This window comes from Streptomyces sp. NBC_00582, assembly GCF_036345155.1.
Taxonomy (GTDB): Bacteria; Actinomycetota; Actinomycetes; order Streptomycetales; family Streptomycetaceae; genus Streptomyces.
On record NZ_CP107772.1, the window covers coordinates 1,813,386 to 1,840,026 of the forward strand.

A 26,641-nucleotide genomic window follows, 5' to 3' on the forward strand; every position below is an offset into this window, starting at 1 on the left:
TGGTGTGGCGTGCCGTGCGGAGCACTACCATCCGTGGAGTGACAGCGGGAAACGACCCGGTTCTCGAACTGCTGCCGATGGTGTTCGCCGCCCCCAACGACGCGTTGGCGCGGGCGGAAGGAGTGCTCGCCGCCGATCCGACGACCCTGCACGCCTCGGTCGGCCATCAGGTGATCGGGATCTGGCAGCGCGACTGGGGCGACATGCGGCTCGCCCTGGACCATCTGCGGCGCGCCCGCGACCTGGCGGCGCGCGCGGACTGCCCGGAGCGCGAGGCGGACGTGCTGGCGACGCTCGGCGTGGCGCTGGTGCACGCGGGCCGCACCCGGCAGGGCCTGACCGCGTTCGAGCGGGGGATCGCGCGCGGCACCGGCCACACGCGTGCGCGGGTGCTGTACCGGCGGGCGTACTCGTGGTGGGTGCTCGGGCACCACCGTGAGGCCCTGGAGGACGTACGGCGGGCGATTCCCGTACTGCGGCAGGCGGACGACGTCATCTGGACCGCGCGCGCCCTGACGCTGCGCGCCACCGTGCATCTCGCGCTCGGGGCGGTGGAGCGGGCGGAGGCGGACTTCACGGCCGCCGAGGCGCTGTGGGACACCACCGGCCAGGAGCACGACAAGGCGGACGCGGTGGAGAGCCGGGGCCTGGCCGCGTTCCGCTCGGGGGACGTGCCGGCGGCGCTGCGGCTCCTCGACGAGGCCGAGGAGCGGTACGCCAAGCTCGGCACACCCACGTTCATGCTCAACATCCGGCGCTGCGAGGTGCTGATGGCGGCCGGGCTGGCACCGGAGGCGCTGGCCGAGGCGGACGCGGCCACAGCGGTCCTGGACGGCATCGGCGGCCAGTCCACCCGCAAGGCGGAACTGCTGCTGGTCGCCGCGAAGGCAGCCCGGCTGGCGGGCGACGCGGGCACGGCGATCGCGCGAGCGGCGGTGGCCGTGCGGCTCTTCGCCGGGCAGCGGCGCACCTGGTGGGAGGCGCACGCCCAACTGGTGCTGATCGACGCGCGGATGGCCGCCGGGCGCGGTTCGGGACGGCTGGTCGCCGACGCGGTCAGGGTGGCCGAGCGGCTGTCCTCCTTCGGGGCGCCGGCCGCGCCGGAGGCCTGGCTGCTGGCGGGCCGGATCGCGCTCGGTCTGGACTGGACGGCGGACGCCGAGCGGTATCTGGAGATCGCCGCGCGCAGCCGGCGCAGCGGGCCCCCGCTGGCGCGGATGACGGGCTGGGCGGCACAGGCGCTGTGGGCCCGGGCCACCGGGTCGGACCGGGGTGTGCTGGAGGCCTGCCGACGCGGCCTCGCCGTCCTAGACGACCACCGTACGACGCTGGGCGCCTCGGAGCTGCGGGCCCGGGCCACCGCGCAGGGCGCCGAACTGGCCGCCCTGGCCCAGCAGGTGAGTCTGAAGCGGGGCGGGCCTCGGCGACTGCTGGAGTGGAGCGAGCGCTGGCGCGCCACGGCCCTGTCCACCCCGCCCACCCGGCCGCCCGCCGACCCGGCGCTGCTGAGCGGGCTGACGGCGTTCCGGGTGATCGCGGCGCGCGCGGAGGAGGCCCGGATGGACGGGCGTCCGGTGCCGACCCTGGAGCGGGAACAGCGCCGGCTGGAGCGGGAGATCCGCTCCCGCACCCTGCACATCCGCGGTCACGCGCCGGGGTACGGCGGCCGCTTCGAGGCGGGCCGGCTCCTCGACCGGCTGGGCGAGGGACGGCTCGTCGAACTCGCCGTCCTGGACGGGCGGGTGCAGGTGCTGCTGTGCGGCGGGGGGCGGGTGAGACGGTTCGCCGGCGGGCTGCTGGCCGAGGCGGAGCGCGAGGCCGAGTTCGTGCAGTCGGCGCTGCGCCGGCTCGCCCACCCCGGTGGGGAGGCGCGGCTGCCGCTGGCGGAGACGGCGGGGCGGCGGCTGGAGGAACTGCTGCTGGGTGAGGCCGCCGGGCGGCTGGGCGCGGGGCCCGTGGTGGTCGTGCCGCCGGCCCGGCTGCACCGGGTTCCGTGGGCGCTGCTGCCGTCGCTGCGCGAGCGGGTGGTCAGTGTCTCGCCCTCGGCGAACGCCTGGCTGCGGGCCGGGGAGACCGAGCCGCCGCCGGGCGGACGGCAGGTCCTGGTACGGGGGCCGGGGTTGGCGACCGGCGGCGCCGAGGTGCCGGAGGTGGCCGGGCGGTACGGCAGAGCCACGGTGCTGGAGCAGGCCGACGCGCACGGGAACCGGGTGCTGCGGGAACTGGACGGGGCCGCGCTGGCGCACATCGCGGCGCACGGCACCTTCCGCGCCGACAGCCCGATGTTCTCGGCGCTGCGGATGGCCGACGGCCCGCTGATCGTCCACGACTTCGAGCGGCTGGCCCGCAGCCCGTACCGGATCATCCTCTCCAGCTGCGACACCGCCCGGCTCGCCTCGGTCGGCGCCGACGAACTCCTCGGTCTGGTCACGGCGTTGCTGCCGCTGGGCACGGCCGGTGTGGTGGCGAGCAGCGCGCCCGTGAACGACGCGGCGGTCGTGCCGCTGATGCTGGCCCTGCACAAGGGTCTCGCCGACGGCGCCGGCCTGGCGGAGGCGCTGCGCGACGCCCGGGCCGCGCTGCCCGGGGACGCGCTGCACCAGGCGACGGGGTGGGCGTTCACGGCGTTCGGCGCGGCGTGAACGCCCTAGGGGGTGTTTCGAAAGTCCCGCACAGCACCCGCGGCGCCCGGCACGTACTCGCGCCGCACCGGCCGAAACCCCAAGTACGTCCAGTACGAGGGCTTTCGTCCGGCACGTCGAGAGCACGCACCGGACACCGCGGGCACCGCACAGGACTTTCGAAACACCCCCCTAGGCGGGTTGGTCCATCAGCCAGGGCAGCGCCGCGCGGTCGCCCGCGCCGAGGCGGGTGTACGCGCCGTAGAGGTGGTTGCCGACCGTGCGGACGGACAGGGTGAGGCGCTCGGCGATCTGCCGGTTGCTCAGGCCCGCGGCGGCGAGGGTGACGATCTGCCGTTGGCGGGCGGTGAGTTCACCGAGCGCCAGGCCGGACAGGGCCGGGGTGCGGGCCCCTTGGCAGCGGCGGGCGAGGGCGACGGCCCGGGTGCGGGCGGTGCGGGCGGCCGTGGGGTCGCGGTGGACCCGTACGGCCTGGGCGTACGCCTCCGCCGCGAACAGCAGGAACCCGCGCCCCGCCAGCTCCTCGGCGACCCGGTCCAGCGCGGGGCCGTCGGCGTCGGCGAGCGCCCTGGCATGGCGAGCGAAGACACTCCCGTCCGGGAGCAGCCCGAGGGCACGCTCGGGGGCACCGAGGCGCACGGCGTCGTAGACCTCACCGTTGCCGACGGGCTCGACCTCACCCAACTCCACTGCGGCGAGACGTAGTTCGCGCCGACAGGCCGACTCCGCGACCGCACGGTCGCCCGGGCGGCGATCGGCGGCGGGAGGGCGGTCGATGGCGGGAGGAGCACCGTGGCCCGCTGCGCCGCGGTCGCGGTGGGGGACAGTGCCCGTCACGCCGCCGTCGCGGAGCGGGGCCGTGCCCGTCACGCCGCCGTCGCGGAGCGGGGCCGTGCCCGTCACGCCGCCCTCGGCCCAACGGCCGTTGGCCGACGTCGGGTTCGTCAGGCCCTGGCTTGCCCAGGCCGCGGCCTCGCGGGGGGCTCCGCGCAGGCGGGCGTGGCGGGCGCGGACGGCGGCGTAGGCGGGTGGGACGGGTTGTCCCTCGGCGACCAGCCACTCCCCCACCGGGGCCGTCCCGGCGCGGAGGTCGGCCCGGGCGATGTCCTCGGCCAGGGCGGCCGCCTCCGCGTCGAGGGCGTCCGTCAGCGGACGGCGGGTGGCGGTCAGCCGCCTCGCACGCAGACGGCCCGCGGCGGCGCGCAGGACGGGACCGTACAGCGGGTGCGCCAGACGGACGGTCGTGGGCTCGCCGTCGTCCGCCTCGATCAGGCCGTCCGCCTCCAGGCGTTCGAGGACGCGCAGATCGAGGGTGTCGGCGGGCAGGGACAGGGGTTCGGCGAAGGCGAGCCGGTCGAGGGTCTCGCGTTCGTCGGGGCAGGGGCGGGCGAGGACGGGGGCCGCGCGGTCGCGCAGGGTGGGGGTCAGCGGGATCCGGCCGCGCCACGCCCGCTCGCCGCTCCCGGGGAGGGGGGTGAGCAGGCCCTCGTCGCGTACGGCGGCCAGGAGGTCGCGCAGCAGGCGCAGATCGCCCCGGCACAGACGGTGCAGCCGGTCGACGGTGAGGGGGTCGAGGGGGCCGTCCGCGTCGGCCGCGAGCAGCGGGGCGGTGTCCTCGACGGGGAGGGGTTCGAGGCTCAGGCGGGGCAGCAGGTCACCGGTCCACAGCCGGGTGACGGCCGCCGGCGCGCCGGCGCCCTCGGTCACCACGACCAGCAGCCGGGTACGGCCCCGGACGGCCAGTTGGTGCAGCAGCGCGGCGGATGCGTCGTCGAGCAGATGGGCGTCGTCGACCAACAACAGCCGTACGGACGAGAGGAGTTGGACGGCCCGGTGCAGGGTGACGCCCTCGGGGAGCAGCGGGGCGAACGCGGCGAAGGCGGTGCCCCGGGTGCCGGGGGTGCCGGCCGCTCGGGCACAGTCGGTGCCGCGGACCGCCTCGGCCGCCAGCCGGGTGCGGCCGCAGCCCGCCGGACCCGTCAGCACGATCCCCGGCCGGCCCGCCGCCGACGAGCGGCGCACCAGCTCCAGTTCCTCCTCCCGTCCGGTGAACGGCCAGGGCGGTCGCGGGGTCCCGGTGGGCGTCTCGATCGTCGTCACGTCAGCAGGAGTCCGGATGCTCAGATCTGATACAGGGCGACTTGAGTAGCCCCCGACTCAGGCGCCCGGCCGGGGCGGCCCGGCACGCTGGTGGTCATGACGGCCCGCTACTGCTCGCTCGCGCAGCAGCCGGCCCCCGCCTTCGCGCCGGGGCTGGCCGCCGAGCGGCTCGGCGCGCTCCTGAGCGGGCGCCGGATGTGGGTCAACGGCACGGTCCTGCACTACCACTTCTTCGACGGCGAGAACGACGCGTCGGTGATCCCGGTGCCCGGCGGGGGCGGCACCCGGCGGGTGTCGTGGGTCGGCGACGCGGCTCAGCGGGACGTGGTGCGCGACTGCTTCCGCGAGTGGGCGGGCCTCGGGATCGGGGTGTCGTTCGCGGAGGTCGCCGACCGTTCGGAGGCGGAGCTGCGCATCGGCTTCCAGCAGGGGGACGGGTCCTGGTCGGCGGTGGGCCGGGACGCGCTGCTCGCGGGGCTCCACGAGCGGACCATGAACTTCGGCTGGGACCTGACCGCCCCGGGGGAGCGGGCGACGGCCCTGCACGAGATCGGGCACGCGCTCGGCATGCAGCACGAGCACCAGAGCCCGTTCGCGGGCATCCACTGGGACGACGAGGCGGTCTACGCCGATCTGGCGGGCCCGCCGAACCACTGGAGCCGGGACCGCACGTACTTCAACGTTCTGCGCAAGCTGGATCCGGCCGAGGTCAACGGCTCGGTGTGGGATCCGCAGTCCGTGATGGAGTACCCCTTCGCGGCGGGGCTGATCCTGGAGCCGGAGCAGTTCCGGGGCGGTGTCCATCCGCCGGGGGCGCTCTCGCCGCTGGACAAGGAGTTCGTGCTGCGCTGGTATCCGCCGCCCGAGACGCCGACGCCGCCCGCGCTGGTGCCGTTCCGGTCGGTGGCGCTGTCGCTGGGGCCGGGCGAGCAGGCCGACTTCACCGTGGAGCCGCGGGAGACCCGCGAGTACACGGTCGGCACGTTCGGCGAGAGCGACTCGGTCGTCGTGGTCTTCGAGGAGCGGGACGGCGAACCCCGCTTCCTCGCCGGCCAGGACGACGGCGGCACCCCGCACAACGCCACGATCAGGTCCCGGCTCGTCCGGGGCCGCCGCTATGTCGTCCGGGTCCGCCTGTCCTCCGGCTGGGGTTCGGGCGAGACGGCGGTCATGTGCTGGTGAGCGGCGCACGACCGCGCACAGACCACTGTCCGGCACCGGGGGAAGGGCCGGGCACGTCACCTTCGGGGGAGGGAGACGTGCCCGGCCGCACCGGCCGGCGTCGGCCGGACACGGTGGCCTACGCGGCCGGGGAGTGGCCGCGGCGGCGCCACTCCTCGGCGAGGAGTGTGTAGGAGCGGACCCGGTCGGTGTGGTCGTGGGTGATGGTCGTGATGAGGAGTTCGTCGGCGCCGGTGGCCTCCTGGAGCTGTTCCAGCCGGTCGGCGACCGCGGCCGGGGTGCCGACGAACCGGGTGTCGAGGCGGTCCTGGACGAGGGCGCGGTCCTCGTCGGTCCAGGGGTGGGCGCGGGCCTCCTCGGGGGTCGGGAACGGGATGGCGCCCTCGGCGGTGCGGATGCTGCGCACCCACGGGGCGTAGCCGGTGGCGAGCTCGCGGGCCGTCGCGTCGTCCTCGGCGACGACGACGTCCGCCGACACGCTGACGTAGGGCGCGTCGAGCGTGTCGGAGGGCTTGAAGCGGGACCGGTAGGCGTCGACCGCCTCCAGCACGGTGGCCGGGGAGACGTGGTAGTTCGCCGCGAACCGCAGGCCCCGGGCGCCCGCGACCTCCGCGCTCTGCCCTCCGCTGCTGCCGAGGATCCACAGCTCCAGATCGGCGTCCTCGCCGGGCACGACGTGCGCCTCGACGCCCTCCGGGGAGCGGTAGGTGCCGGCCAGCAGGGCGAGGACGTCGTCGATCTGCTCGGCGTAGTCCTGGGACTCGGCGTGCGGCAGGAGGAGGAGCCTGCGCTGGAGCGCGATCCTGGGTGAGCCGAGGAGGCGTTCGAAGGAGAAGCGCGGCGGGATCAGCAGCCCGTTCGGGGCGCGGCCGTCGACCACGGGGGTGGCCGTGGCGGACGGGGCCGCCTTCTCGCCCGGCGGGCGGCCGCCCGAGCGGCCGAGGCCCAGGTCGAAACGGCCGGGGTGCACGGCGTCGAGCAGGCCGAACTCCTCGACCGTGCTCAGCGCGGTGCGATGACCGAGCTGCACCGCTCCGGATCCGAGCCGGATCGTGGAGGTGGCGGAGGCGGTGAGGGCGAGGACGACCGCGGGGGACGTACCGGCGACGCCCGGATTCAGATGGTGTTCGGCGAACCAGTAGCGGGCGTAGCCGAGGCGTTCGGTGTGCCGGGCCAGGTCGACGGAGTTGCGCAGGGCGTCCGCGGCCGTCGATCCGGAGGAGATCGGGACCAGGTCGAGGACGCCGAGGGGGATCTCAGACACGGGCCGGCTCCTCGGTGGTGGGTGTGAGCACCGGGGCCCACGCGAACGGCGGGTCGGGGATCTCCGTGCGGAGCACCGGGGCCACCTCCGACTGGAACAGCTCCAGGGAGTGCCGGTGCGCGCGGTCGGTGAGGCCGCCCGCGTCCGCGTGCAGATGGAGAACGGTGTGGCCGAGCCGCTCGTGATAGCGGTGCACCTTGTCGATGACCTGCTGCGGGCTGCCGATGAGGGCCGAGCTGCGCTCGACGAAGTCCTCCAGGGTCTCGAAGACCACCGGCAGGCCGGTCTGCCTCTGGAACGCCAGGTTCGCCTCGAAGACCGGCCGGTACAGGTCGAGCGCCTCCTGGGAGGTGCGGGTCACCAGGAGCCCGGCCGAGCCGGCGCCGACCGTGAGGGCGGCCGGGTCGTGGCCGTAGTGCTCCCAGCGTTCGCGGTAGTGGCGGATCAGCTCGGCGTAGGGCTCGACGGGGTGCGTGACGTTCGCGGAGAACAGCGGGTCGCCGTAGCGGGCGGCGAGGTCGACGGACTCCTTGCTGGTGGCGCTGCCGTGCCAGACCCGGACCGGCCGCTGGTACGGCCGCGGCCACACCTCGGCGTCCTTCAGCGCGGGCCGGAAGCGGGTGTGCGCGGTGACCTTGTCGTGGCGCCAGATCCGCCGGAACACCTCGTAGCTCTCGGCGTTGCGCTCCCACTGGTCCTCGGGGGTGACCTGGAACAGCTCCCGCTGGGCGGCGCCGTTGCCCTTGCCGATGATCAGGTCGAGCCGGCCGCCGGAGAGGTGGTCGAGGGTGGCGTAGTCCTCGTAGGCGCGGACCGGGTCGAGGAGGCTGAGCGTGGTCACGGCGGTGAACAGCCGGATGCGGCTGGTCAGGGCGGCGATGTGGCTGAGGACGACGGTCGGCGAGGAGGAGATGAACGGCCGCTCGTGCCGCTCCCCCACGCCGAATCCGTCGAAGCCGAGCTCCTCGGCGAGCAGGGCGTTGTCGAGCACCTCGCGGAAGCGGTCCAGGGTGGACTTCTGGACGCCGGTGACCGGGTCCGGGCGGTGCACGATCAGGGTGATGGCGAGGAACCTCACGACGCGGCCCGTTCCGCGGCCTTCGCGTCCGGGTGCGCGAGGCCGAGGTGGTCGCGCAGGGTGGTGCCCTCGTACTCGGTGCGGAAGACGCCCTTCTCCTGCAGGAGCGGGACGACCTTGTCGGCGAACTCGTCGAGGCCCGTGGGGGTGATGTGCGGGACGAGGATGAAGCCGTCGCTGGCGTCCGCCTGGACGTAGTCGTCGATGGTGTCGGCGACGGTCTGCGGGGTCCCGACGAAGTTCTGCCGGTTGCCGGTCTCGATGACCAGGTCGCGGATGGACCAGTTGTTGGCCTGCGCGAGCTCCCGCCACTCACGGGCGACGGCCACGGGGTCGCGGTACATGCGGACCTGGGCGCGGCCCCGCGAGATGTGCTCCTCGCTCACCAGGGGGTCGACGTCGGGCAGGGGGCCTTCGGGGTCGTACGCGGACAGGTCCCGGTTCCAGACGAACTCCAGGTGCTTGAGCGCGGTGGCGCCGCTGACCTGCCGGCGGCGCACGTCCTTGGCGATCTCCGCGGCCTCGGCGTCGGTGTCGCCGAGCACGAAGGTGGCGGCGGGCAGGATCAGCAGGTCGTCGGAGCGGCGGCCGTACTTGGCCAGGCGGGACTTGACGTCCGTGTAGAACGCCTGGCCGGTCTCCAGCTGGGCGTACCGGCTGAAGATCGCGTCGGCGCTGGACGCGGCGAACTCGCGGCCCTCCTCGGAGTCGCCGGCCTGGAAGATCACCGGGCGGCCCTGGGGGCCGCGGGGGACGTTGAAGCGGCCGTGGATGTCGAAGTGCCGGCCCTCGTGGACGAAGGCGCCGGCCTTGGCGTCGCGCAGGAAGGTGCCGGTGGCCTGGTCGGCGAGGATCTCGTCGCCCTGCCAGGAGTCGAAGAGTTCGGTGGTCGTGGCGAGGAACTCCTTGGCGCGGGAGTAGCGCTCGTCCTGCGGGAGGAAGCCGCCGCGGCGGAAGTTCTCTCCGGTGAAGGCGTCCCAGGAGGTGACCACGTTCCACGCGGCCCGGCCGCCGGAGAGGTGGTCGAGGCTGGCGAACTGGCGGGCGACCTCGTAGGGCTCGTTGAAGGTGGAGTTGATGGTGCCGGTCAGGCCGAGGTGGTCGGTGACGGCGGCGAGCGCGGCGAGGACGGTGAAGGTGTCGGGGCGGCCGACGACGTCCAGGTCGTATATCTTGCCGCCCTGTTCGCGCAGCCGGAGTCCCTCGGCGAGGAAGAGGAAGTCGAACTTGGCGCGTTCGGCGGTCCGCGCGAAGTGGGCGAAGGAGCTGAACTCGATGTGGCTGCCGGCCTTCGGGTCGCTCCACACGGTGGTGTTGTTGACGCCGGGGAAGTGGGCGGCGAGGTGGATCTGCTTCCGGGGCTTGCTCATGGTCGTCGGCTCTCCGTCCGGCTCAGGCTGCGGCGTAGCGGTTGGCGGGGCGGGTCAGGCCGAGCAGTCCGCGCAGGGTGTCGGCCTCGTAGGAGCGGCGGAAGGCGCCCCGGCGCTGGAGTTCGGGGACGAGGCCCCGGGTGAGGGCGGGCAGGTCGTGTCCGGCGACGGCGGGACGCAGCCGGAAGCCGGTCAGCCCGGCCTCCCCCCATTCCTGCAACAGGTCGGCGAGTTGGGCGGGGGTGCCGGTGAAGATACGGGCGTCGCTCGTGTACGCCTCGCCGGCGAGGGTGTCGAGGCGGTCGCGGCGGGCCGCCGCCTCGGCGGGGTCGTCGTCGAGGAAGACGACCAGGTCGCCGAAGACATGGAGGGGTTCGGCCGCGCGGCCCGCCGCCTCCTGCTCGGCGCGGATCTCGGCGACGATCGCCCGGGCCTGGTCGGCGTCGTGCGGGGTGACGTGGCCGACGTCCGCGGCGCGGGCCACCAGCCGGTACGGCACGGTGGCGTGGGCGAGCGCGGTGACCAGGGGCTGGCCCTGCGGCGGACGGGGGGTGATGGAGGGGCCCTTGACGCTGAAGTGGCGGCCCTCGAAGTCGATGTAGTGCAGCTTGTCGCGGTCGATGAAGCGGCCGGTGGCGACGTCCCGGATCTCGGCGTCGTCCTCCCAGCTGTCCCAGAGGCGGCGCACCACCTCCACGTAGTCGGCGGCCTCGTCGAAGAGGTCGGTCACCACGGGGCTGTGGTGGTCGTCGATGCGGGCGATCGTACGGCGGCCGAAGTGGGCGGCGTCCGTGGGGCGGGCGCTGATCTGGACGCGCAGTCCGGCGCGGCCGGTGCTGACGTAGTCGAGGGTGGCGATCGCCTTCGAGAGGTGGAAGGGCTCGCTGTGTGTGACGACCGCGGTCGGCACCAGGCCTATGTGCCGGGTGAGCGGTGCGACGCGGGAGGCGACGAGCACGGCGTCAAGCCGGCCGCGGACCTGGTCGGTGCGGTCGTCCGGGTCCAGGAAGTGGGAGGACTGGGGGCCGAGGCCGTCCTCGATGGTGACGAAGTCGAGCAGTCCGCGCTCGGCCTCGGCGACCAGGTCCGCCCAGTATCCGGCGGTGAACAGCTCTCGGGGGCGGGCGACCGGCTCGCGCCAGGAGGCGGGGTGCCAGCCGGTGCCGTCGAGGGCGACGGCGAGGTGAAGGGGGGAAACGGGGCTTGAGGACACGGGGTGCCTTCCTGGAGGTCCGTACGAGGGCGCACGCCACCCACGGCAAGGGTGCGGTGGGGCGAGGGGGGACGGGGTCAGGAACAACAGAGCGCGCCGGCCACGCGCTGGAGGTCGATGTGGGGACGGGAGTGAAGGCGCACGGCGTGGCGTATGAGCAGCACGGCCGTCACCTCCCCGGGGTGGGCGCCCGAGGGCGCCTTCCACACGTCGTCGTGAGTCACAACGCCCCGGCCTCGCGCGATGTTCCCGGAGTGCGCACCGACACGATGGCCGAGCGGCGGCGGAGGCGGAAGCCGGGGGACGCGTAGAGGCGGATCGCCGGGGCGTTGTCGGCGGCGGCGTGCGGGAAGGGGGTGTCGCCCCGTTCGCGGATACCGTGGCCGACCGCGCGGACCAGCCGGGTGGCGAGGCCTCGGCCCCGGTGCTCGGGGTCGGTGCAGACGGCGCTGATCTCGGTCCAGCCGGTGCGGCGGAGGCTCCCCCGGCCTTCGGCCGGGTGGAGCCCCATCCCGCTTCGCTCGCCCGCCAGGGGGACGAGGCGGCCCCGGTGGCGGATGCCGAGGCGGGTGCCGAGGAGGACGGTCCGCCGCAGGAAGGGGCTGGGGCGGGTGCGGGCGACGAGGTCGGGGATCTCGGTCACGTCGCCGGGGCCGAGGCGTACGGCCTCGGGGGCGGGCCCGGTGCGGAACTCCTCGGTGGCGGCGAGCTGGACGCCCTCCCCGCCGCCGGTGATCTCCCGGCGGTCGGGGACGCTGTCGACGGGCTTGATCCGTACGGTCGTTCCGGGTCCGGCGAGGGTGTGCGGATCGGGCCAGGCGGCCGGGTCGCGCGGGTCGGGGAGGGCGGCCCGGACGGCGTTGTCGAGGGGGTGGGGCGGGGTGGCGGTGGGGGCTCCGCCTCCGCGGAGGTCGAGCGGGGAAGTCACGGAGGCGGAGTCCCTTCCTTTGGTGCCTGACTCAACTTGCATGGGCCACCGGCATGGTGACGCTTGGTCAGGAGTTGTCCAGGGGCAGGCCGGGCGGGTTGACCTCGGACTTGGCGACGGCCTCGTTGGAGAGGTTGTAGGCGGCCAGCCACTTGGCGTACTGCCCGTTCTTGATCAGGTAGTTGATGGCGTCGGCGAGCGGCTTGGCGAGGCCGCTGTCCTTCTTGGCGGTGGCGGCGATCAGGCCCTGGAGCGTCTCGCCCGCGCCGGAGAAGGTGCCCGCGTTGCGGGTCGCGTTGGCGGTTCCGGCGGTCTGCGACACGTTGTAGGCGATGCCGGGGTTGGGGCCGAAGTAGGCGTCGATCTTGCCGCTGCTGAGGGCCAGGTAGAGGCCGTTGCGGTCCGGGTAGTACTTGATCGTGAGCTTCTTGCCCTCGGCCTCGAGCTTCTTCTTCCACTCCAGGAGGATCTTCTCCTGGTTGGTGCCGGAGCCGACGGAGACGGTGAGTCCGGCGAGGTTCTCGTAGTTGCCGTCGAAGTTCCAGGTGCTGGACTTCTTCACCTCCCAGCCGAGGTTGTCCTGCCGGTAGGAGGCGAACTCGTACTTCTTCTTGCGCTCCTCGGTGTCGGTGACGTTGGAGAAGGCGACGTCGACCTTGCCGCTGTCGATGCCGACGAAGAGGTTCTCCCAGGTGAAGTTCTTCGTCTCGGGCTTCAGGCCGAGGACCGCGGCGACCAGCCGGCCGAAGTCGGGCTCGGCGCCGGTGAGGGTCTTCTGGTCGTCGCCGATGAACGCGAGCGGGGCGAAGCCGGAGGGCAGGGCGCCGATGCCGATGTTCAGCCTGCCGCTCTTCTTGACCGCGGCCGGGAGTTCGTCGCTGATGGACGTGACCTCGGAGACCTTCAGGGTGGTCTCCTTGGCGGCGCCGTTGGAGACCCGGCCGATGGTCACGCTGCCGGAGGCGGCGCTGTCGGTCGTGGTGGCGGCGTCGCTCTCCCCACCGCAGGCGGCGAGCCCGGTGGCGAGGGTGGCGACCGCGGTCGCCGCGGTGATGCCGCGAATCAGGCTGCGTCGGGTGACGTGGGTGGGCATGGCCGTCCTTTGTGACTGGGTGAGATGAGAGAGGTGTGGGTGTGGGGGGAGGTCGGGGGCTCGGTCAGAGGACCTTGCTGAGGAAGTCCCGGGTCCGCTCGTGCTGCGGCCTGTCCAGGACCTCGTGGGGCGGGCCCTGTTCGACGATCCGTCCGCCGTCGATGAAGACGACCCTGTCGGCGACCTCGCGGGCGAAGCCGACCTCGTGGGTGACGATGACGAGGGTGGTGCCGCTGGTCGCGAGGTCCTTGATGACGGCGAGTACCTCCCCGACGAGTTCGGGGTCGAGCGCGGAGGTGGGTTCGTCGGAGAGGATGACACCCGGGCGCAGGGCGAGGGCGCGGGCGATGGCGACGCGCTGTTGCTGGCCGCCGGAGAGCTGGCGGGGGTAGGCGCCGGCCTTGTCGGCGAGGCCGACCCGGCCGAGGAGTTCACGGGCGAGTTCCTGCGCCTCGGACTTGGCGAGCCGGCCCGTCGCCACGGGCGCGGCGGCGACGTTGTCCAGCACGGTCAGGTGCGGGAAGAGGTTGAAGTTCTGGAAGACGAAGCCGATCCGGCCGCGCTGGGTCAGGATGGTGCGCTCGCTGAGCTCGCGCAGCCGGTCGCCGTGCCGACGGACGCCGATCGGTTCGCCGTTGACGCTGACGTAGCCGATCTCCGGCTTCTCCAGATGGTTGATGACCCGCAGCAGGGTGGACTTGCCGGAGCCGGACGGGCCGAGGATCACCGTGACCTCGCCGGGCCGCACGGTCAGGCTGACGCCCTCCAGGACACGGTGGGCGCCGTACCACTTGTGCACGTCGTGCACCTCGACGGCGGCGGGCACCACCGCGGCGTCCTGCTCGGTCTTGACGGTCTCGGTGGTCTCGGTGGTCATACGGCTGCCTCCCGGCGGATGCGGGCCCGCAGGTCGGTGAGACCGGACCGCAGCTTCTGCAACGGCGTCGGCGGCAGGGAGCGGGTGGCGCCCCGGGCGTAGTACCGCTCGACGTAGAACTGGACGACGGAGACGAGGCTGGTCAGGATCAGGTACCAGACGGTGACGACCAGCAGCAGCGGCACGATGTCACCGGGGTAGGTGGCGCCCATGGTCTGCGCGGTGCCGAACAGGTCGAGCAGCGAGACGTAGAACACCAGTGAGGTGGACTTGACCAGGCCGATCAGCTGGTTCACGTAGTTCGGGGTGATGGAGCGCAGGGCCTGGGGAAAGACGATCCTCCAGAACTGGTAGCGCTTGGGCAGTCCGAGCGCCGCGGCCGCCTCGTGCTGGCCCTGGTCGACCGAGAGGATGCCGCCGCGGACCACCTCGGCGGCGTAGGCCGCCTCGTTGAGGCTGAGGCCGACGACGGCGATCACGATGTCGGTGGCGAGCCGGGACTCGTCGAAGGTGAAGAAGGCGGGGCCGAAGGGGACGCCCAGGCTCAGCGTCTGGTACAGGGCGCTGAAGTTGTACAGGAAGAGCAGGACCACGATCAGCGGGATGGAGCGCAGCGCCCAGACGTAGGTCCAGCTCACCGCGCGCAGCACCGGGCTCTTCGACAGCCGGGCGAGGGCGAGCAGGATCCCGCCGAGCAGGCCCAACACCGCGCTGTAGGCGGTGACTTCGAGGGTGATGAGCAGTCCGTCGAGGATCACCGGGCGCAGGAACCAGTAACCGAAGCGGTCCCACTGGTAGAACGGGTTGGACACCAGGCCGTGCGCGAACTGGGCCACCAGGACCAGCACCACGGCGGTGGCGATCCAGCGGCCGGGCCGGCGCAGGGGCTGAACGCGCTGTGCGGTGAGCTTCTCTGACGGGGTGTCGGCGGCGGGTGCCTCGGCGAGGGTCACGGCGCCTGGGGGTTCACTCATGGAGGGCTCCGGCGGGAGTCGGGCACCCCGGTTCGGCGCAGACGTGGACGGACGGCGGCTGCGGGCAGCGGCGCGTGGCGCACGGGTGCGTACGGGGGAACCGGGATGGGGCGATGGGCGGCACACCGCTCGGGCGGTGTTCGTCGGTTACGCGAAGGCGGGGCGAGGGGAAGGAGTCAGCCCCGACAGCGGGCACGGCCCGGTGCGGTACACAGTGCGCTGTTCACGCGGAGCAGATCGACGGCGCGGTTGGCGGCGAACAGGTTCGACAGGTGCGCGTACGGCTGTACGCAGCCCTGGGGGCGGCGGGTGGCCGTCCTGGGAGCTGCGTACATCTCGTCACCGTCACTGTTCCGGCCCTGTGGGCCTCGCGCTTACCGAACGTCATCCGGTCCGGTCGTCACCTGGGGCACCCCACCGCGGAGCGAGGGTTGCCGGTCAGCTAGCCAGGGCTTGTCGCTGACACTCATGACCGTTCTGGCCGTAAGTAAGGCAGTCGACCGATCAAATGTCAACGGCCGTCCGAGGGGTGGACCGGCTCAGGGCCGGTTGACCTGCGAGGGAACACCGTTTCCGTCCGCCGCATGGGCTGCCCAGTCCAGGATCTGGACAGCGGAGCCGGCGGCCTCCAGGCCCCGGCAACGGGCGTGGTGGCGGCGGGCGATGCCGTCCAGGTCGAGGTGCGCGCCGAAGGCCGGGTGGGCGGCCAGCCGGCGGGCGTAGGCCCACAGGGCGGGGTGTCCGGCGACGCGGCGCACGGCGTCGGCGTCGAGGTGGTGCCGGTGCACGGTGTCGAGCCGGACCAGCGCGACCCACAACTCCACGTCGGCGGCGGTGATCTGATCACTGATCAGATACGGCTGCGCACTGAGCCCCCGCTCCAGCACGCCGAGCGTGGCGAGCAGCGCGGCGAGCCCGGCCGCCCGCCCGGCCGCCTCGGCCGCGGCGTCCCCGGCACACTGCGCCGCCTGTTCGATGCCCTCGGCGCACATCCGCTCCACGGCCTCGATCTCCGACTCCGCGCCGCAGGGGTACAGCACGGCCCGGCCGCCGCCGAAGCGCCGGGCGAGGTCACGGGCGATGTCGGGGCCGTGGGTGGAGACGATCCGGCCCGACCAGTCGTCGCTGAGCACCGGGGCGAGGGCCGGTCCGGTGTAGCGGTGGGCGCTGGCGTCGTAGAGCGGGCGCAGTTGCGTGTGGCCGCCGTCGGGACAGTCGGGGACGGCGGGCAGGAAGGTGACCGGACAGGCGCGGTCGAGGCCGAGAAGGGTGTGGGTGACGGCGATGCGCAGTCCGTCCGGGTCGGCGGTGCACAGATGGAGGCGGTAGCGGCGCGGCACGGCGTAGTGCCCGCTGCGCGCGTCCCGGCCGATGCGGCCCCGGAAGGCGGGGGCGGGGCGGGCGGACGGGTGGGCGGCCAGCGGTGTGACGGACATGACTCTCCCCGGAGGCGGGCGCACGGGCGGACGTGCGCGCGGCGGATGCGACGGCGAAAAGGGAGACGGCCCTTCGTCCACGCACGCCGGACGGGACGGCGTCCAGGAGACACCGCCGCGGGGTCCGGCGCGGGAGGGGCCCGGCTCAGCCGCGTGGGCTGATGGCGCTGCAGACGCGCTGCAGGTCGATGTGACGGCGGGAGGTGAGAAGGGGCGACGACCAGGTCGTACGGCTGGTGCGGCCGGTGGCCGGGTGCAGGCGCCCCATGTTTCCCTACCTGTTCACTAGGATTCCCGATTCGAGTGTCGATCCGCCTCAGGCGCACGTCAAGGGGGCGTCCACCAGATGAGTCCGGAAGATGAGACGACCAGGGCAAGACCGACTGAAGGGCGGCGTAGAAGCCCTGGACGTCGAGGGTCTGGTTGACGGCGCGCTTGGCCTGGCGCAGGCCGGACGGGGGCATCCGGGCGATCCGCGGGGCCAGTTCCCGTACGGAGCTGTCGAGGTCCTCCAGGGGGACTCCGCCCGGAAGGCGGCCACTTGGGGATCGTCGGTCAGTTGCATCATCGGAGCAGCGCCTTCCGGTGGGCGGACGCGGTGCCGAGGAGGTGTGGGCGTTCTGCCTGGGCGGGATCACGGGCGGGGCGACCTTGGGCACCCCAGCCCAGGAGAAGCCCGGGAGTGAGGCCGAAGCGGCGCCCTCGCCCGAGCCCGCCGCGAAGGCTCCCGCGAGGAGGACGACCGGCTCCCGCCGGACGTCGACCCGCACCACCGCCAAGTCCTCGGCGGACAGCGAGCCCTGACCGCGGCAGGCCGCCCCGGACACAGGCATCACGGGGCGGCCTTCTCCTGTACGGCGCCTTGTACGGCGCCCGCCGTCACGCCCCCAAGGCGTCGAGCGTCCGCCGCGATCCCTGGACCGCCGTCCGCTGCATCAGGTCGAGTACGCCCCGCAGGCCCGCCATCTCGGAGCCGCCGCCGGCCCGGCCGGGGCCGCCGTGGCGCAGCGCGGGCAGGGGGGAACCGTGCCCGGTGGTCTGCCCCAGGGTGACCGAGTCCAGCAGATGCAGCCGGCCGTGCCAGGCGGCCGTCCGCGCGACGAGACCGGTGGTCCACGGGACGTCGTCGCTCACCAGGGACGCGGCGAGGCTGCCGCGTCCGCGGGCCAGCAGATCCGCCGCGTGCGCGGTGTCCCGGTACGCCAGCACGGTCGCCGCCGGTCCGAACGGCTCGACCTCGTGCGGCGCGGCGGCCTCCGGGTCGGCGGAGACGAGGAGCGTGTCGAGGAAGGCGCCCCGCCCGGGGTCGGCGTCGACCACCCGCACCTTCGCCGGGTCGCCGTGCACGAACCGCCCCGACGCGGCGATCCGGCGCACGGCCCGCCTGACGTCCTCGCGCTGGGCGAGGCTGACGACCGGGCCCATCCGGACGCCCTCGGCCGCGGGGTCGCCGACGGTCACCCCGGCCAGCTCGGCGGCGATCGCGTCGAGGGCGGCGGCCTCCTGCTCACGGGGGACGAGGACGCGGCGGATCGCGGTGCACTTCTGGCCCGCCTTGACCGTCATCTCGGTCACCACCTCGCGCACGAACCCCTCGAACAGCGGTGTCCCGGGCGTGACATCGGGGGCGAGGACGATCGCGTTGACGGAGTCCGCCTCGGCGTTGAAGCGGACCGAACGGGCCACCACGGTGGGATGGGTGCGCAGGGTCTCGGCGGTGGCCGCGGAGCCGGTGAACGACAGGACGTCCTGCTCACCGAGGAGTGCGAGGGCCGGGCGGACCGATCCGACGACCAACTGGAGCGTCCCGGGCGGCAGGACACCGGCCTCCGTCACGATCCGGACCAGGTGCTCGGTGAGGTACGCGGTCGGGGTGGCCGGCTTCACCACGCTCGGCAGCCCCGCCAGCACGGCCTGCGCCAGCTTCTCCAGCGGGGCCCAGACGGGGAAGTTGAAGGCGTTCACCTGGAGCATCAGTCCCGGTGAGGGGGTGACGAGGTGGACGCCGAGGAAGTCCTCCCCGCGGGCGAGGCGTTCGGCGGGGCCCTCCACCAGGTGCGGTGCGTCCGGGAGTCCGGCGCGGGCCCGGGCGGCGTAGTCGCGCAGGACGCGGATACCGCCGTCGACGTCGTAACGGGCGTCGTTCAGGGTGGCTCCGGCGCGGGCGGAGAGGGCGTAGAGCTCCTCGCGGCGGGCGCGCACGGCGTCGGCGACGGCCTCCAGCAGGCCGGCCCGCTGAGGGAAGGTCAGGGCCCCCAGCGCGGGGCCGCCGATCCGGCGCGCGTGGCCGAACGCCCCGGCGAGGTCGAGGCCGTCGGAGGAGACACGGCACACCAGGTCGCCGGTGACGGCGTCGCGCACCTCGGTCGCGGACCCGTCCGCGGCGGTGGGGGTGACCCAGGTGTCCTGCAGATGGCTCTGGAGCATGGGATGCGGCCCGCTTTCTTCGAGAACGTCAAAGGTGCTGTCGCCCGTGGGGCGGGGGGCGTGGCTCACGGCACGGGGTGGTGGCCCCAGATGTCGGCGGTGTAGACACGGCTGACCCAGGTGCTCTCGTCGACCTGCACCCCGCCCGCGCCGATCTCGATGCCGAAGCCGGCCGGGGAGGTCATGTAGAAGGAGAACATCCCGTCGTTGGCGTGCTTGCCGAGCGTGGCCATGAGCTTCACGTCGTGCTCGCGGGTGCGGTCGAGGGCGCGGCCGACCTCCTCCGGGCCGGACACCTCGCACAGGATGTGGTGGGTGCCCTCGTTCTTGTACGACCGGATGAAGGCGATGCTGTGGTGCCTCGGGTTGCAGCCGAGGAAGTAGAAGGTGCCCCAGGGGTAGTCGGCGGTGTCGCTGAGCCGGAAGCCCAGGACGTCGCAGTAGAAGTCCACCGCCTCCTGGACGTGCGGTGTCTTCAGCACCACGTGCCCGAGTCCCTGGTCGCCGGTGACGAAGTCGACGCCGAGCGGTGAGACGAACGGGGTGGGGGCCAGGCGGCGCCCGCAGAAGAGTTCCGTGCGGATGCCGAGCGGGCCGGTGAAGTGCACCATCCGGGCGACCTGCCGGTCCCGGCACTCCTCGTCGGTGCCGACGGACACCTCGACGCCGGCCTCCTTGAGCCGCACGGTCGCCTCGTCGATGGCGGCCGGACCGCGGACCTCCCAGCCGATGACCGTCACCCCGCCGGTCTCCGCCTCGGTCAGCCACATGCGGAAGGGGTGCTGGTCCATCCGCAGCCGGTGGGTCGCGGACTGGCCCGGCTCCCCGGCCCCCACCGGCTCGACCGCGAGGCCTATCACTGTGCGGGCGTACTCCGCCCATGCTGTCGGGTCGGGGGCACCGATGCCCACGTACCCCAGGCTCTGGATCGTCATGAGAAGGACGGTATTTGTCAGACCCTTGACGGTCAAGGGTCATACGAATACGTTGACGTCATCGAGCCGAGGAGGTCCGACGATGTCGCAGGAAGTGCCCGAGAAGGCCCGGCTGCAGCCCGTCGACGAGAGCGAGCTGCACGAGAGGACACTGGCGTCGCTGGCGCCGTACCGCGACGAGGACGGCCGGATCTACACGATCTGGGCGACCCTCGCGCACCACGAGGACGCGCTGCGCCGCTTCCTCGTCTTCGGCAACCACGTGCTGGGGAAGAACACCCTGCCGCTGACGTCCCGCGAGCTGATGATCCTGCGGATCGCCGCCCGGGCGCAGGCGGCGTACGAGTGGGACCAGCACGTGCGGATCGCCCGCCGCGCGGGGCTCGCCGACGGAACGATCCTGGCCGCCGCGACCGGTGCCTGGGACGGCCTCGACGAGCGGGACCGGGTGCTGCTGGCCGCCACCGACGCGCTCGTGGAGACGCAGAACGTCGACGACGACCTGTGGGAGCGGCTGTCGGTCCACCTGAGTACCGAGCAGGTCATCGACGTCCTCTACACCGTCGGCCAGTACCTGACCATCGCGACCGTGATCAACACGCTCGGGGTCCGGGTGGAAGGCGATCTCGCGCTGCCCCTCCCCCTGCCCACCGACTCGAAGGAAGTGCCCGCATGAAGCTCGCCCACCTCGCCGGCCGCCCGGTCGTCGTCCGCGACGACCTCGCCCTCGACATCGCGGACGCGAGCAAGGGAGCGATCGAGCCGCGTCTGGAGGTCCTGTCGGACCTGGCCCTGCACGACGAGTTGCGCGCACTCGCCGAGCGCGCCGACGACACGGACTGGAAGCCGTTCGACCGGCACGACCTGGGCCGGGTCGCCAAGCCGTACAAGGCGATCGGGGTCGCCCTGAACTACCGGGCGCACGCCGAGGAGTCGAATCTGCCGGTCCCGGACGAGCCCTCGGTCTTCGCGAAGTTCGCCTCGTCCGTCGTCGGCCCGTACGACGCGATCGTGGTCGAGCCGCAGTACGACAAGGTCGACTACGAGGCCGAACTGGTCGTCGTCATGGGCAGGGCCGGCAAGAACATCCCCGAGGCCGGGGCATGGTCGTACGTCGCCGGTGTCACCGCGGGCCAGGACGTCTCCGACCGCAAGGAGCAGTGGCGCAAGCCGATCAACCAGTTCACGCTGCCGAAGTCGTACGACACCTTCAGCCCGATCGGGCCGTACCTGGTGACGCTCGACGAGTTCGCCGACCCCGACGACATCGAGGTGGCGGGCTGGGTCGACGATCTGGAGGTGCAGCGGGGCCGGACCTCGGACCTGATCTTCAGCGTGCCCGAGCTGATCGCCTGGCTGTCGAAGCGGGTGACGTTCGAGCCCGGCGACCTGATCTTCACGGGCACCCCGGCCGGCTGCGGCGTCCGCCGCACTCCTCGTCTCTACCTCACCGAGGGTAAGGTCCTGCGGACCGAGGTCACCGGCGTCGGCACCATGATCAACCCGGTCGTCGCCGGTTGACTCCAACGGAAGGGCGGGAGATCGTGACGGACACCGTGGGCGAGCCGGACACCGCCGGCGCCAGCCGGACCCGGGAGTTCTCGGAGCTCCTGCGCCACCACCATCGCGAGCTGGGCACGACCGAGCCCCGGGACCTCGACGCGATCGAGATGGTCACCGACCTCACCCGGCTCGAGGCCCGGCTGACCAAGGACTTCGAGAAGCACGTCCACCGGCCGCTCGGCCTGACCTGGGCGGGCTTCCGGATCCTGAACGCCCTGTGGGTCTACGGCCCGCTCGCCCAGCAGGACATCGGGCGGGTCTCCGGCTCCACCCGGGCCTCCATCTCCAGCGCGCTGGCCACGCTGGAGAGCCGTGGCCTGGTGGCCAGGGAACGGGTGGAGACCGACCGCCGGCAGCTCACTGTCGAGCTGACCGCCGAGGGCCGCGAGACGCTGCGCCGGGCCATCGAGGCCCAGACGCGGCGCGAGCGGGCCTGGACCGCCGTCCTGCGCGACGACCAGCTCAGTGAGCTGGTGCATCTGCTGCGTACGCTGGTCAACCAGGAGACCCCGGCCGACGACGCCTGAGCCCGGCCGGCCCCCGCGCCCCGCGACGGGAGCGGCGCTCCCCGAGATCGTAAGAACTTTTACCGTCAAACCTCTAACGAATTCTTCCGAGGCGCTTTAACGTTCAGCCACCTTCCCTGACGCCCCCGCGTCGGTTTCTCAAAGGAGAGAATCATGGTCCGTCGTGTCGTCACCGGTGTCAGCCCCAGCGGCAAGCCCGTGATCGTCAGTGACGGCGAGCCGCCGCGCACCCGTCGGTACACCCACACCCCCGGCTTCGCCCGCTCCCTGGTGTGGAACACCTCGGCGCCCGCCGTCCCCTCCGAGGACCCGACGGCGGACCTCGTGTCCTTCGTCCCGGCCCCCGGCGAGACCATCGCGCTCACCGTCACCTTCCCGCCGGCCAGTGTCTACGCCGACCCGGCCTGGGACCCCGCGGCGGCCGGCGCCGAGCAGCTCGAGGCCACCCCCGGCCTCACCGAACTCTTCGAGCCCGACAACCCGGGCATGCACACCACCCCCACGGTCGACTACGGAGTCGTCCTCAGCGGCGAGATCGTCCTGGACCTCGACGGCGGGGAGACCGCGGTCCTGCGGCCCGGTGACCTCGTCGTGCAGAACGCCACCCGGCACGCCTGGCGCAACACCACCAGCGAGCCCGCCACGATGTTCTTCGTGCTGATGGGCGCGGGCGGCACCGCGTGAACACGCCGACGACCGCCGCCCCCGGCGCCCCGGTCGTCGAGCTCGACCTCGACGAGCTGCGCCGCGACCCCTACCCCGCCTACGCCGAGCTGCGCCGCACCGCGCCGCTCGCCTGGGTCCCCTCGGTCGGCCGGCATCTGCTCACCCGCTACGACGACATCGTCCACGCGGAGAAGCTGCCCGAGGTGTTCTCCTCCCGCGAGGAGGGCTCGCTGCTGCTGCGCACGGTCGGCCCGAACATGCTCCGCGAGGACGACCCGGACCACCGACGGCTGCGGTCCGCCGCCGAGCCGCCGACCCGCCCCCGCCAGGTCCGCGACCGGTGGGCCGACGCCTTCGAGAAGACCGCGCACGACCTGCTCGACCGGATCGCCGGCCGCGGCGAGGCCGATCTGATCGCCGACTTCGCCGAACCCCTCGTCGCCGCCAACCTGGCCCTCGTCCTGGGCCTGCGCGGCGCGAGCGCCGAGGACGTCTCCGACTGGTCGCGGGCGATGATGGCCGCCAACGGCAACTACGCCGACGACCCCGGCATCTGGCTGCGCGCCGAGCGGGCCACCCGCGCGATCGAGGACGCGGTCGCCGAGGCCGTCACGGCGGCCCGCAGCGAGCCCGACGGCTCGGTGATCTCCTCCATGGTCCACGCGGACCCTCCGGTGGAGCTCTCCGAGATCCAGAACAACGTGAAGGTGATCATCGGCGGCGGTGTCAACGAACCCCGGGACGTCTTCGGGGTCGGCGCCTGGGCGCTGCTGAACCGCCCCGAGGTGCTCGACCGGGTGCTCGCCGAACCGGCGTCGTGGAAGCGGGTCTTCGAGGAGACCGCCCGCTGGGTCTCGCCGATCGGCATGTACCCGCGCCAGCTCACCCGGGAGTACGAGATCGCCGGGGTGACCCTCCCGGCCGGCAGCCGTGTCGCCCTGGTCATCGCCTCGGGGAACCGGGACGAGTCGGTGTTCGAGCGGGCCGAGGAGTTCGACGTCGACCGGCCGCACCGCCCGCATCTCGCCTTCGGCGGCGGTCCGCACTTCTGCATGGGCGCGTGGGTCGCGCGCCACGAGGTCAGCGCCCTCGCCTGGCCCCTGGTCTTCAGCCGTCTGCGGGGACTGCGCCTCGCCGAGGGCACCCCGGCATCCGACGACGGCCCCGCCGCGGGCCGCCTGGACGGCTGGGTGTTCCGCGGGCTGACCTCGCTGAACGTCACCTGGCAAGCAGCCTGAGCCGTCCCCATCGGCCGACCCCTTCGGCCGTCCCCCTCGGGAGGACTTCATGCCCACCGTCATCTTCCGGTCGCCCGACGGGACCGCGCACCAGGTCACCGCCGCGTCGGGGACCGTGCTCATGCAGGCGGCCCTCGCCCACGGCGTACCCGGCATCGTGGCCGAGTGCGGCGGCAACGCCTCCTGCGCCACCTGCCACGTCTACATCGACCCGGCGCAGACCGGGCCGGTCGGCCCGCCGAACGACGTCGAGGACGAGATGCTGGACTTCACCGCCGCCGAACGCCGACCCACCAGCCGTCTGAGCTGCCAGATCCGGCTCTCCGACACCCTGGACGGACTGGTCGTCCACCTCCCCGAGGAGCAGGTGTGAGCGCGGGCGTGGTGATCGTGGGCGGCGGGCAGGCCGGCTTCGGCGTCGCCTCCACCCTGCGCGCCTGCGGCTACGACGGCCCGGTCACCGTGTTCGGGTCCGAACCCCATCTGCCGTACCAGCGGCCGCCGTTGTCGAAGAAGGCACACACCGGTCCGGACGACCTCCAGGTCTCCCTGGTGCCGGAGACCTTCTACCGCGAGCGGGACATCGACCTGCGGCTCGACGAGGAGGTCGTCTCCCTCGACCGGGCCGCCCGTACGGTCACCGCCCGCTCCGGCGCGCGGGTCCCGTACACCCACCTGGTCCTCGCGACCGGTGCCCGCAACCGCCCGCTGACCGTTCCGGGCGCCGATCTCGACGGTGTGCACGCCGTGCGCTCCCTGGACGACGCCCTGGCCGTCGGCCGGGCGCTGGCGACGGCCGGGGACGTGGTGGTCGTCGGCGGCGGCTTCATCGGTCTCGAACTGGCCCGGGTGGCCCTGGCCGGCGGGGCCCGGGTGACCGTCGTGGAACTCGCCGACCGGCTCCTCGGCCGCGCGCTCTCCCCCGCGCTGGAGCCCCGGCTGCGCGAGCGTCACGAACGCTTTGGCGTCCGTTTCCTCACCGGCACCGCGGTACGGGCCCTGGAGGGCCCCGGCCGTGTCGAGCGGGTCGTCACCTCCGCGGGCGTCCTGCCCGCCGACCTCGTCGTCTACGGCATCGGCGCCGCCCCGCGCGAGGAACTGGCCCGCGACGCCGGGCTCGCCGTGGCCGACGGGGTGCTGGTCGACGAGCTGCTGCGCTCGGTGTCCGACCCGTGGATCTCCGCCGTCGGCGACTGCGCCCGCGGCCCCCATCCGCACGCGGCCGGACCGGTGCGCCTGGAGTCGGTGCAGAACGCCACCGACCAGGGGGCGCTGGTCGGCCGCCGGATCGCCGGGCGGGAGCCGGAGCCGTATGCGAGTCTGCCGTGGTTCTGGAGCGACCAGGGGGACGTCAAACTGCAGATCGCCGGGTTGCGGGCGCCCTCCGACGAGGTGCGCCTGACGGCCGGGGACTCGCCCGAACGGCTCGCCGCGTACGCCTTCCGGGACGGGCTGCTGGTGGCGGTGGAGACCCTGAACTGGCCCGCCGAGCATCTCGCGGCACGCCGGCTCCTCGCACACGGGACACCGGTGACCGCCGCCGATCTCGCGGGGACGACCCTCGGCGCGCTCGCCCGTGCCAGACGCGCGACGGAGGTGCGGACATGACCCGCGCGTTCGGTGCCCATCTCACCGCCGCGGCGACCGAGGCCGCCGACCGGACCGCCCTCGTCTTCGAGGACCGCCGCTGGACGTACGCCGAACTCGAGCGCGCGGTCCTGTCGACGGTCGCCCGTCTCCACCGGCACGGGGTCCGCACGGGCGACCGGGTGGTGATGCAGGGGGCGGCCCGGCCCGAGGCCCTGATCACGCTGTTCGCGGTGACCCGGATGGGGGCGGTGCTCGTACCGCTGCATCCGCAGGTGACCGGCGCCGAGCTGACGGTGGTGTGCGAGGAGACCCGTCCGGTCGCGGTGGTGGCCGACGAGCGCTTCCCACCGGGCGGGGCGCCGAGGCTGACCTGGGAGGAACTCCACCCGGCCGGGGAGGGCGCTCTCCCGGACGACGAGCCCTCCGTCGAGGCGCCCGTCGGGTCCGATGTCGCGGTCGTCGCGTTCACCTCCGGCACCTCCGGGCGGCCCAAGGGCGTCGCGCTGACCCACGACAACCTCCACTGGAGCCTGGTCAACGGCCTGGCCCGGCTGCCCTTCCAGGAGCGCGACACCGCGCTCGTCTCCACTCCGCTGGCCCATGTCGCCGTGCTCGGCGGGCTCCCGCAGTACACCTGGGCGCGGCGCGGCACGGTGGTCCTGGCCCCCCGCTTCGACCCGGACCTCTTCGTCGACCTGGTCCGCGACCACCGGGTGACCTGCGCCTTCGCGGTGCCCGCCATGTCCGCCCTGCTGGCCCGGCACCCCCGGTTCACCGGCGGCGACCTGGACACCCTGCGCTGGATCCTGTCCGGCGGGTCCCCGGCCCAGGCCGCCACCCGCGAGCGGTTCCGGGCCCGCGGGATCGGCGTGGTCAACTCCTACGGTCTGACGGAGACCGCGGCCGGGGTGACGTACTCGGCGCCGGACGAGCCGGCCGGGTCCACCGGCTCACCGGTCCCGCACGTCGAGGTGACGGTCGTGGACCCGGCCGGGACGCCCGCCCCGGCGGGCACGGCCGGCGAGATCTGGCTGCGCGGGCCCTCGGTGGCCGCCTCCTACTGGACGGCGGCGGGGCCGGTGCCGGTGGCCGACGGCGCGGGCTGGTTCCGGTCCGGCGACCGGGGCCTGTTCGACGCCGAGGGACGGCTGTCGGTCGTGGGACGGCTGAAGGACACCATCATCACCGGCGGGGAGAACGTCGACCCCGCCGAGGTCGAGAACGCGCTCGCGGATCTCCCGGGGGTCGTCGAGGTCGCGGTGTCGGGGGCACCGGACCCGGTCTACGGCGAGGTCGTGACCGCCTTCCTCGTCGTCGGCACCGCCGCCTCCGGCGACTCCCCGTCGCTGGAGGACGTCCGGGGTCATCTCGACGGCCGACTGGCCCGGCACAAGTGGCCGCGCCGGGTGCGCCTCGTGCCCGCCCTGCCGCGCGGGGCCACCGGAAAGCTGCAGCGGGCCCGTCTGACGACCCTGCTGGACGACTGACCCGCCCCTCTCCCCCACGCACACACAACTCACCGGGACCGCACCGCCCTT

General features: G+C 73.5%; 26 protein-coding genes and 1 riboswitch. Of the genes, 11 read left to right on the forward strand and 15 right to left on the reverse strand.

What is annotated here, in order from left to right; genetic code table 11:
- The first annotated feature begins 77 nt into the window (after positions 1-77).
- Positions 78-2,642, forward strand: coding sequence for a CHAT domain-containing protein (locus OG852_RS07600; protein WP_330351415.1), 2,565 nt, complete (start codon positions 78-80; stop codon positions 2,640-2,642).
- Between the two features lie 171 nt (positions 2,643-2,813).
- Here the strand turns inward: OG852_RS07600 and OG852_RS07605 are convergent, their stop codons facing one another.
- On the reverse strand, positions 2,814-4,742 hold the full coding sequence (locus tag OG852_RS07605; RefSeq protein ID WP_330347413.1) for a LuxR C-terminal-related transcriptional regulator: 1,929 nt from the start codon (positions 4,740-4,742) through the stop codon (positions 2,814-2,816).
- Between the two features lie 96 nt (positions 4,743-4,838).
- On the opposite strand from OG852_RS07605, the gene absR1 reads away from it, so the two are divergent.
- Positions 4,839-5,924 carry a beta-glucuronidase AbsR1 gene (absR1, locus tag OG852_RS07610; RefSeq protein ID WP_133917375.1) on the forward strand — a complete coding sequence of 362 codons (1,086 nt, stop codon included), beginning with the start codon at positions 4,839-4,841 and terminating at the stop codon, positions 5,922-5,924.
- Between the two features lie 118 nt (positions 5,925-6,042).
- On the opposite strand, the gene OG852_RS07615 is transcribed toward absR1, so the two are convergent.
- The 12 genes from OG852_RS07615 to OG852_RS07665 form a co-directional block, all read right to left on the reverse strand.
- Entirely contained in the window at positions 6,043-7,188 is a 1,146-nt protein-coding gene (locus tag OG852_RS07615) for an LLM class flavin-dependent oxidoreductase (RefSeq protein WP_133917376.1), read from the reverse strand.
- A complete protein-coding gene (locus OG852_RS07620; RefSeq protein ID WP_133917377.1) occupies positions 7,181-8,266 on the reverse strand; it encodes an LLM class flavin-dependent oxidoreductase in 1,086 nt (361 codons plus the stop codon). The genes OG852_RS07615 and OG852_RS07620 overlap by 8 nt, the downstream gene beginning before the upstream one ends.
- A complete protein-coding gene (locus OG852_RS07625; RefSeq protein WP_133917378.1) occupies positions 8,263-9,636 on the reverse strand; it encodes an NtaA/DmoA family FMN-dependent monooxygenase in 1,374 nt (457 codons plus the stop codon). The genes OG852_RS07620 and OG852_RS07625 overlap by 4 nt, the downstream gene beginning before the upstream one ends.
- Before the next feature lie 22 nt (positions 9,637-9,658).
- Positions 9,659-10,849, reverse strand: coding sequence for an LLM class flavin-dependent oxidoreductase (locus OG852_RS07630; RefSeq protein ID WP_133917379.1), 1,191 nt, complete (start codon positions 10,847-10,849; stop codon positions 9,659-9,661).
- A 77-nt stretch (positions 10,850-10,926) separates the two neighbouring features.
- Complete coding sequence (locus tag OG852_RS50910) at positions 10,927-11,073, reverse strand: putative leader peptide (RefSeq protein ID WP_443064511.1); 147 nt, start codon at positions 11,071-11,073, stop codon at positions 10,927-10,929.
- Positions 11,070-11,777 (reverse strand): GNAT family N-acetyltransferase, encoded by a 708-nt coding sequence (locus OG852_RS07635; RefSeq protein ID WP_330347414.1) that lies wholly within the window; start codon positions 11,775-11,777, stop codon positions 11,070-11,072. The genes OG852_RS50910 and OG852_RS07635 overlap by 4 nt, the downstream gene beginning before the upstream one ends.
- 67 nt (positions 11,778-11,844) lie before the next feature.
- Positions 11,845-12,870 (reverse strand): ABC transporter substrate-binding protein, encoded by a 1,026-nt coding sequence (locus OG852_RS07640; protein ID WP_133917381.1) that lies wholly within the window; start codon positions 12,868-12,870, stop codon positions 11,845-11,847.
- A 64-nt stretch (positions 12,871-12,934) separates the two neighbouring features.
- Positions 12,935-13,747: an amino acid ABC transporter ATP-binding protein gene (locus OG852_RS07645; RefSeq protein WP_330347415.1), complete on the reverse strand. Its 813-nt coding sequence runs from the start codon at positions 13,745-13,747 to the stop codon at positions 12,935-12,937.
- On the reverse strand, positions 13,744-14,721 hold the full coding sequence (locus OG852_RS07650; RefSeq protein ID WP_133917382.1) for an amino acid ABC transporter permease: 978 nt from the start codon (positions 14,719-14,721) through the stop codon (positions 13,744-13,746). Before OG852_RS07650 ends, OG852_RS07645 begins: the two co-directional genes overlap by 4 nt.
- A gap of 176 nt (positions 14,722-14,897) precedes the next feature.
- The gene (locus OG852_RS07655) at positions 14,898-15,056 is read right to left on the reverse strand and encodes a hypothetical protein (RefSeq protein ID WP_330347416.1); all 159 of its coding nucleotides are present in this window, start codon (positions 15,054-15,056) and stop codon (positions 14,898-14,900) included.
- Positions 15,057-15,086: 30 nt separating this feature from the next.
- Positions 15,087-15,195, reverse strand: a riboswitch (SAM riboswitch).
- Positions 15,196-15,260: 65 nt separating this feature from the next.
- Positions 15,261-16,157: a glutathione S-transferase C-terminal domain-containing protein gene (locus OG852_RS07660; protein WP_133917383.1), complete on the reverse strand. Its 897-nt coding sequence runs from the start codon at positions 16,155-16,157 to the stop codon at positions 15,261-15,263.
- A 145-nt stretch (positions 16,158-16,302) separates the two neighbouring features.
- Positions 16,303-16,425 carry a putative leader peptide gene (locus OG852_RS07665; protein WP_330347417.1) on the reverse strand — a complete coding sequence of 41 codons (123 nt, stop codon included), beginning with the start codon at positions 16,423-16,425 and terminating at the stop codon, positions 16,303-16,305.
- Positions 16,426-16,742: 317 nt separating this feature from the next.
- On the opposite strand from OG852_RS07665, the gene OG852_RS07670 reads away from it, so the two are divergent.
- Positions 16,743-16,961, forward strand: a complete 219-nt coding sequence (locus tag OG852_RS07670; RefSeq protein WP_133917384.1) for a hypothetical protein — start codon at positions 16,743-16,745, stop codon at positions 16,959-16,961.
- A gap of 75 nt (positions 16,962-17,036) precedes the next feature.
- Here OG852_RS07670 and paaZ read toward each other — a convergent pair whose 3' ends face one another.
- Complete coding sequence (paaZ, locus tag OG852_RS07675) at positions 17,037-18,584, reverse strand: phenylacetic acid degradation bifunctional protein PaaZ (protein WP_330347418.1); 1,548 nt, start codon at positions 18,582-18,584, stop codon at positions 17,037-17,039.
- Between the two features lie 65 nt (positions 18,585-18,649).
- Positions 18,650-19,519 carry a VOC family protein gene (locus tag OG852_RS07680; protein ID WP_133917386.1) on the reverse strand — a complete coding sequence of 290 codons (870 nt, stop codon included), beginning with the start codon at positions 19,517-19,519 and terminating at the stop codon, positions 18,650-18,652.
- 82 nt (positions 19,520-19,601) lie between these two features.
- On the opposite strand from OG852_RS07680, the gene OG852_RS07685 reads away from it, so the two are divergent.
- The 8 genes from OG852_RS07685 (at position 19,602) to OG852_RS07720 (ending at position 26,590) form a co-directional block, all read left to right on the forward strand.
- Positions 19,602-20,195 carry a carboxymuconolactone decarboxylase family protein gene (locus tag OG852_RS07685; protein ID WP_166663776.1) on the forward strand — a complete coding sequence of 198 codons (594 nt, stop codon included), beginning with the start codon at positions 19,602-19,604 and terminating at the stop codon, positions 20,193-20,195.
- Positions 20,192-21,040 (forward strand): fumarylacetoacetate hydrolase family protein, encoded by an 849-nt coding sequence (locus OG852_RS07690; RefSeq protein ID WP_330347419.1) that lies wholly within the window; start codon positions 20,192-20,194, stop codon positions 21,038-21,040. Before OG852_RS07685 ends, OG852_RS07690 begins: the two co-directional genes overlap by 4 nt.
- A 23-nt stretch (positions 21,041-21,063) precedes the next feature.
- The gene (locus OG852_RS07695) at positions 21,064-21,609 is read left to right on the forward strand and encodes a MarR family winged helix-turn-helix transcriptional regulator (protein WP_330347420.1); all 546 of its coding nucleotides are present in this window, start codon (positions 21,064-21,066) and stop codon (positions 21,607-21,609) included.
- Between the two features lie 153 nt (positions 21,610-21,762).
- Complete coding sequence (locus OG852_RS07700) at positions 21,763-22,293, forward strand: cupin domain-containing protein (RefSeq protein ID WP_133917388.1); 531 nt, start codon at positions 21,763-21,765, stop codon at positions 22,291-22,293.
- A complete protein-coding gene (locus OG852_RS07705) occupies positions 22,290-23,513 on the forward strand; it encodes a cytochrome P450 (RefSeq protein WP_133917389.1) in 1,224 nt (407 codons plus the stop codon). Before OG852_RS07700 ends, OG852_RS07705 begins: the two co-directional genes overlap by 4 nt.
- A gap of 49 nt (positions 23,514-23,562) precedes the next feature.
- A complete protein-coding gene (locus tag OG852_RS07710; RefSeq protein WP_133917390.1) occupies positions 23,563-23,886 on the forward strand; it encodes a 2Fe-2S iron-sulfur cluster-binding protein in 324 nt (107 codons plus the stop codon).
- Positions 23,883-25,121, forward strand: a complete 1,239-nt coding sequence (locus OG852_RS07715) for an NAD(P)/FAD-dependent oxidoreductase (RefSeq protein WP_133917391.1) — start codon at positions 23,883-23,885, stop codon at positions 25,119-25,121. The genes OG852_RS07710 and OG852_RS07715 overlap by 4 nt, the downstream gene beginning before the upstream one ends.
- A complete protein-coding gene (locus OG852_RS07720) occupies positions 25,118-26,590 on the forward strand; it encodes a class I adenylate-forming enzyme family protein (RefSeq protein ID WP_330347421.1) in 1,473 nt (490 codons plus the stop codon). The genes OG852_RS07715 and OG852_RS07720 overlap by 4 nt, the downstream gene beginning before the upstream one ends.
- Positions 26,591-26,641: the final 51 nt, after the last annotated feature.

Bases quoted from the DNA above. Each gene is read 5' to 3' on its own strand.
- OG852_RS07625 (WP_133917378.1), bottom strand. From the start codon at position 9,636: ATGAGCAAGCCCCGGAAGCAGATCCACCTCGCCGCCCACTTCCCCGGC.
- OG852_RS07665 (WP_330347417.1), bottom strand. From the start codon at position 16,425: ATGGGGCGCCTGCACCCGGCCACCGGCCGCACCAGCCGTACGACCTGG.
- OG852_RS07690 (WP_330347419.1), top strand. From the start codon at position 20,192: ATGAAGCTCGCCCACCTCGCCGGCCGCCCGGTCGTCGTCCGCGACGAC.
- OG852_RS07600 (WP_330351415.1), top strand. From the start codon at position 78: ATGGTGTTCGCCGCCCCCAACGACGCGTTGGCGCGGGCGGAAGGAGTG.
- OG852_RS07710 (WP_133917390.1), top strand. From the start codon at position 23,563: ATGCCCACCGTCATCTTCCGGTCGCCCGACGGGACCGCGCACCAGGTC.
- OG852_RS07645 (WP_330347415.1), bottom strand. From the start codon at position 13,747: ATGACCACCGAGACCACCGAGACCGTCAAGACCGAGCAGGACGCCGCG.
- OG852_RS07660 (WP_133917383.1), bottom strand. From the start codon at position 16,157: ATGTCCGTCACACCGCTGGCCGCCCACCCGTCCGCCCGCCCCGCCCCC.
- OG852_RS07655 (WP_330347416.1), bottom strand. From the start codon at position 15,056: ATGTACGCAGCTCCCAGGACGGCCACCCGCCGCCCCCAGGGCTGCGTA.
- OG852_RS07700 (WP_133917388.1), top strand. From the start codon at position 21,763: ATGGTCCGTCGTGTCGTCACCGGTGTCAGCCCCAGCGGCAAGCCCGTG.
- OG852_RS07685 (WP_166663776.1), top strand. From the start codon at position 19,602: ATGTCGCAGGAAGTGCCCGAGAAGGCCCGGCTGCAGCCCGTCGACGAG.
- OG852_RS07720 (WP_330347421.1), top strand. From the start codon at position 25,118: ATGACCCGCGCGTTCGGTGCCCATCTCACCGCCGCGGCGACCGAGGCC.
- OG852_RS07640 (WP_133917381.1), bottom strand. From the start codon at position 12,870: ATGCCCACCCACGTCACCCGACGCAGCCTGATTCGCGGCATCACCGCG.
- absR1 (WP_133917375.1), top strand. From the start codon at position 4,839: ATGACGGCCCGCTACTGCTCGCTCGCGCAGCAGCCGGCCCCCGCCTTC.
- paaZ (WP_330347418.1), bottom strand. From the start codon at position 18,584: ATGCTCCAGAGCCATCTGCAGGACACCTGGGTCACCCCCACCGCCGCG.
- OG852_RS07680 (WP_133917386.1), bottom strand. From the start codon at position 19,519: ATGACGATCCAGAGCCTGGGGTACGTGGGCATCGGTGCCCCCGACCCG.
- OG852_RS07650 (WP_133917382.1), bottom strand. From the start codon at position 14,721: ATGAGTGAACCCCCAGGCGCCGTGACCCTCGCCGAGGCACCCGCCGCC.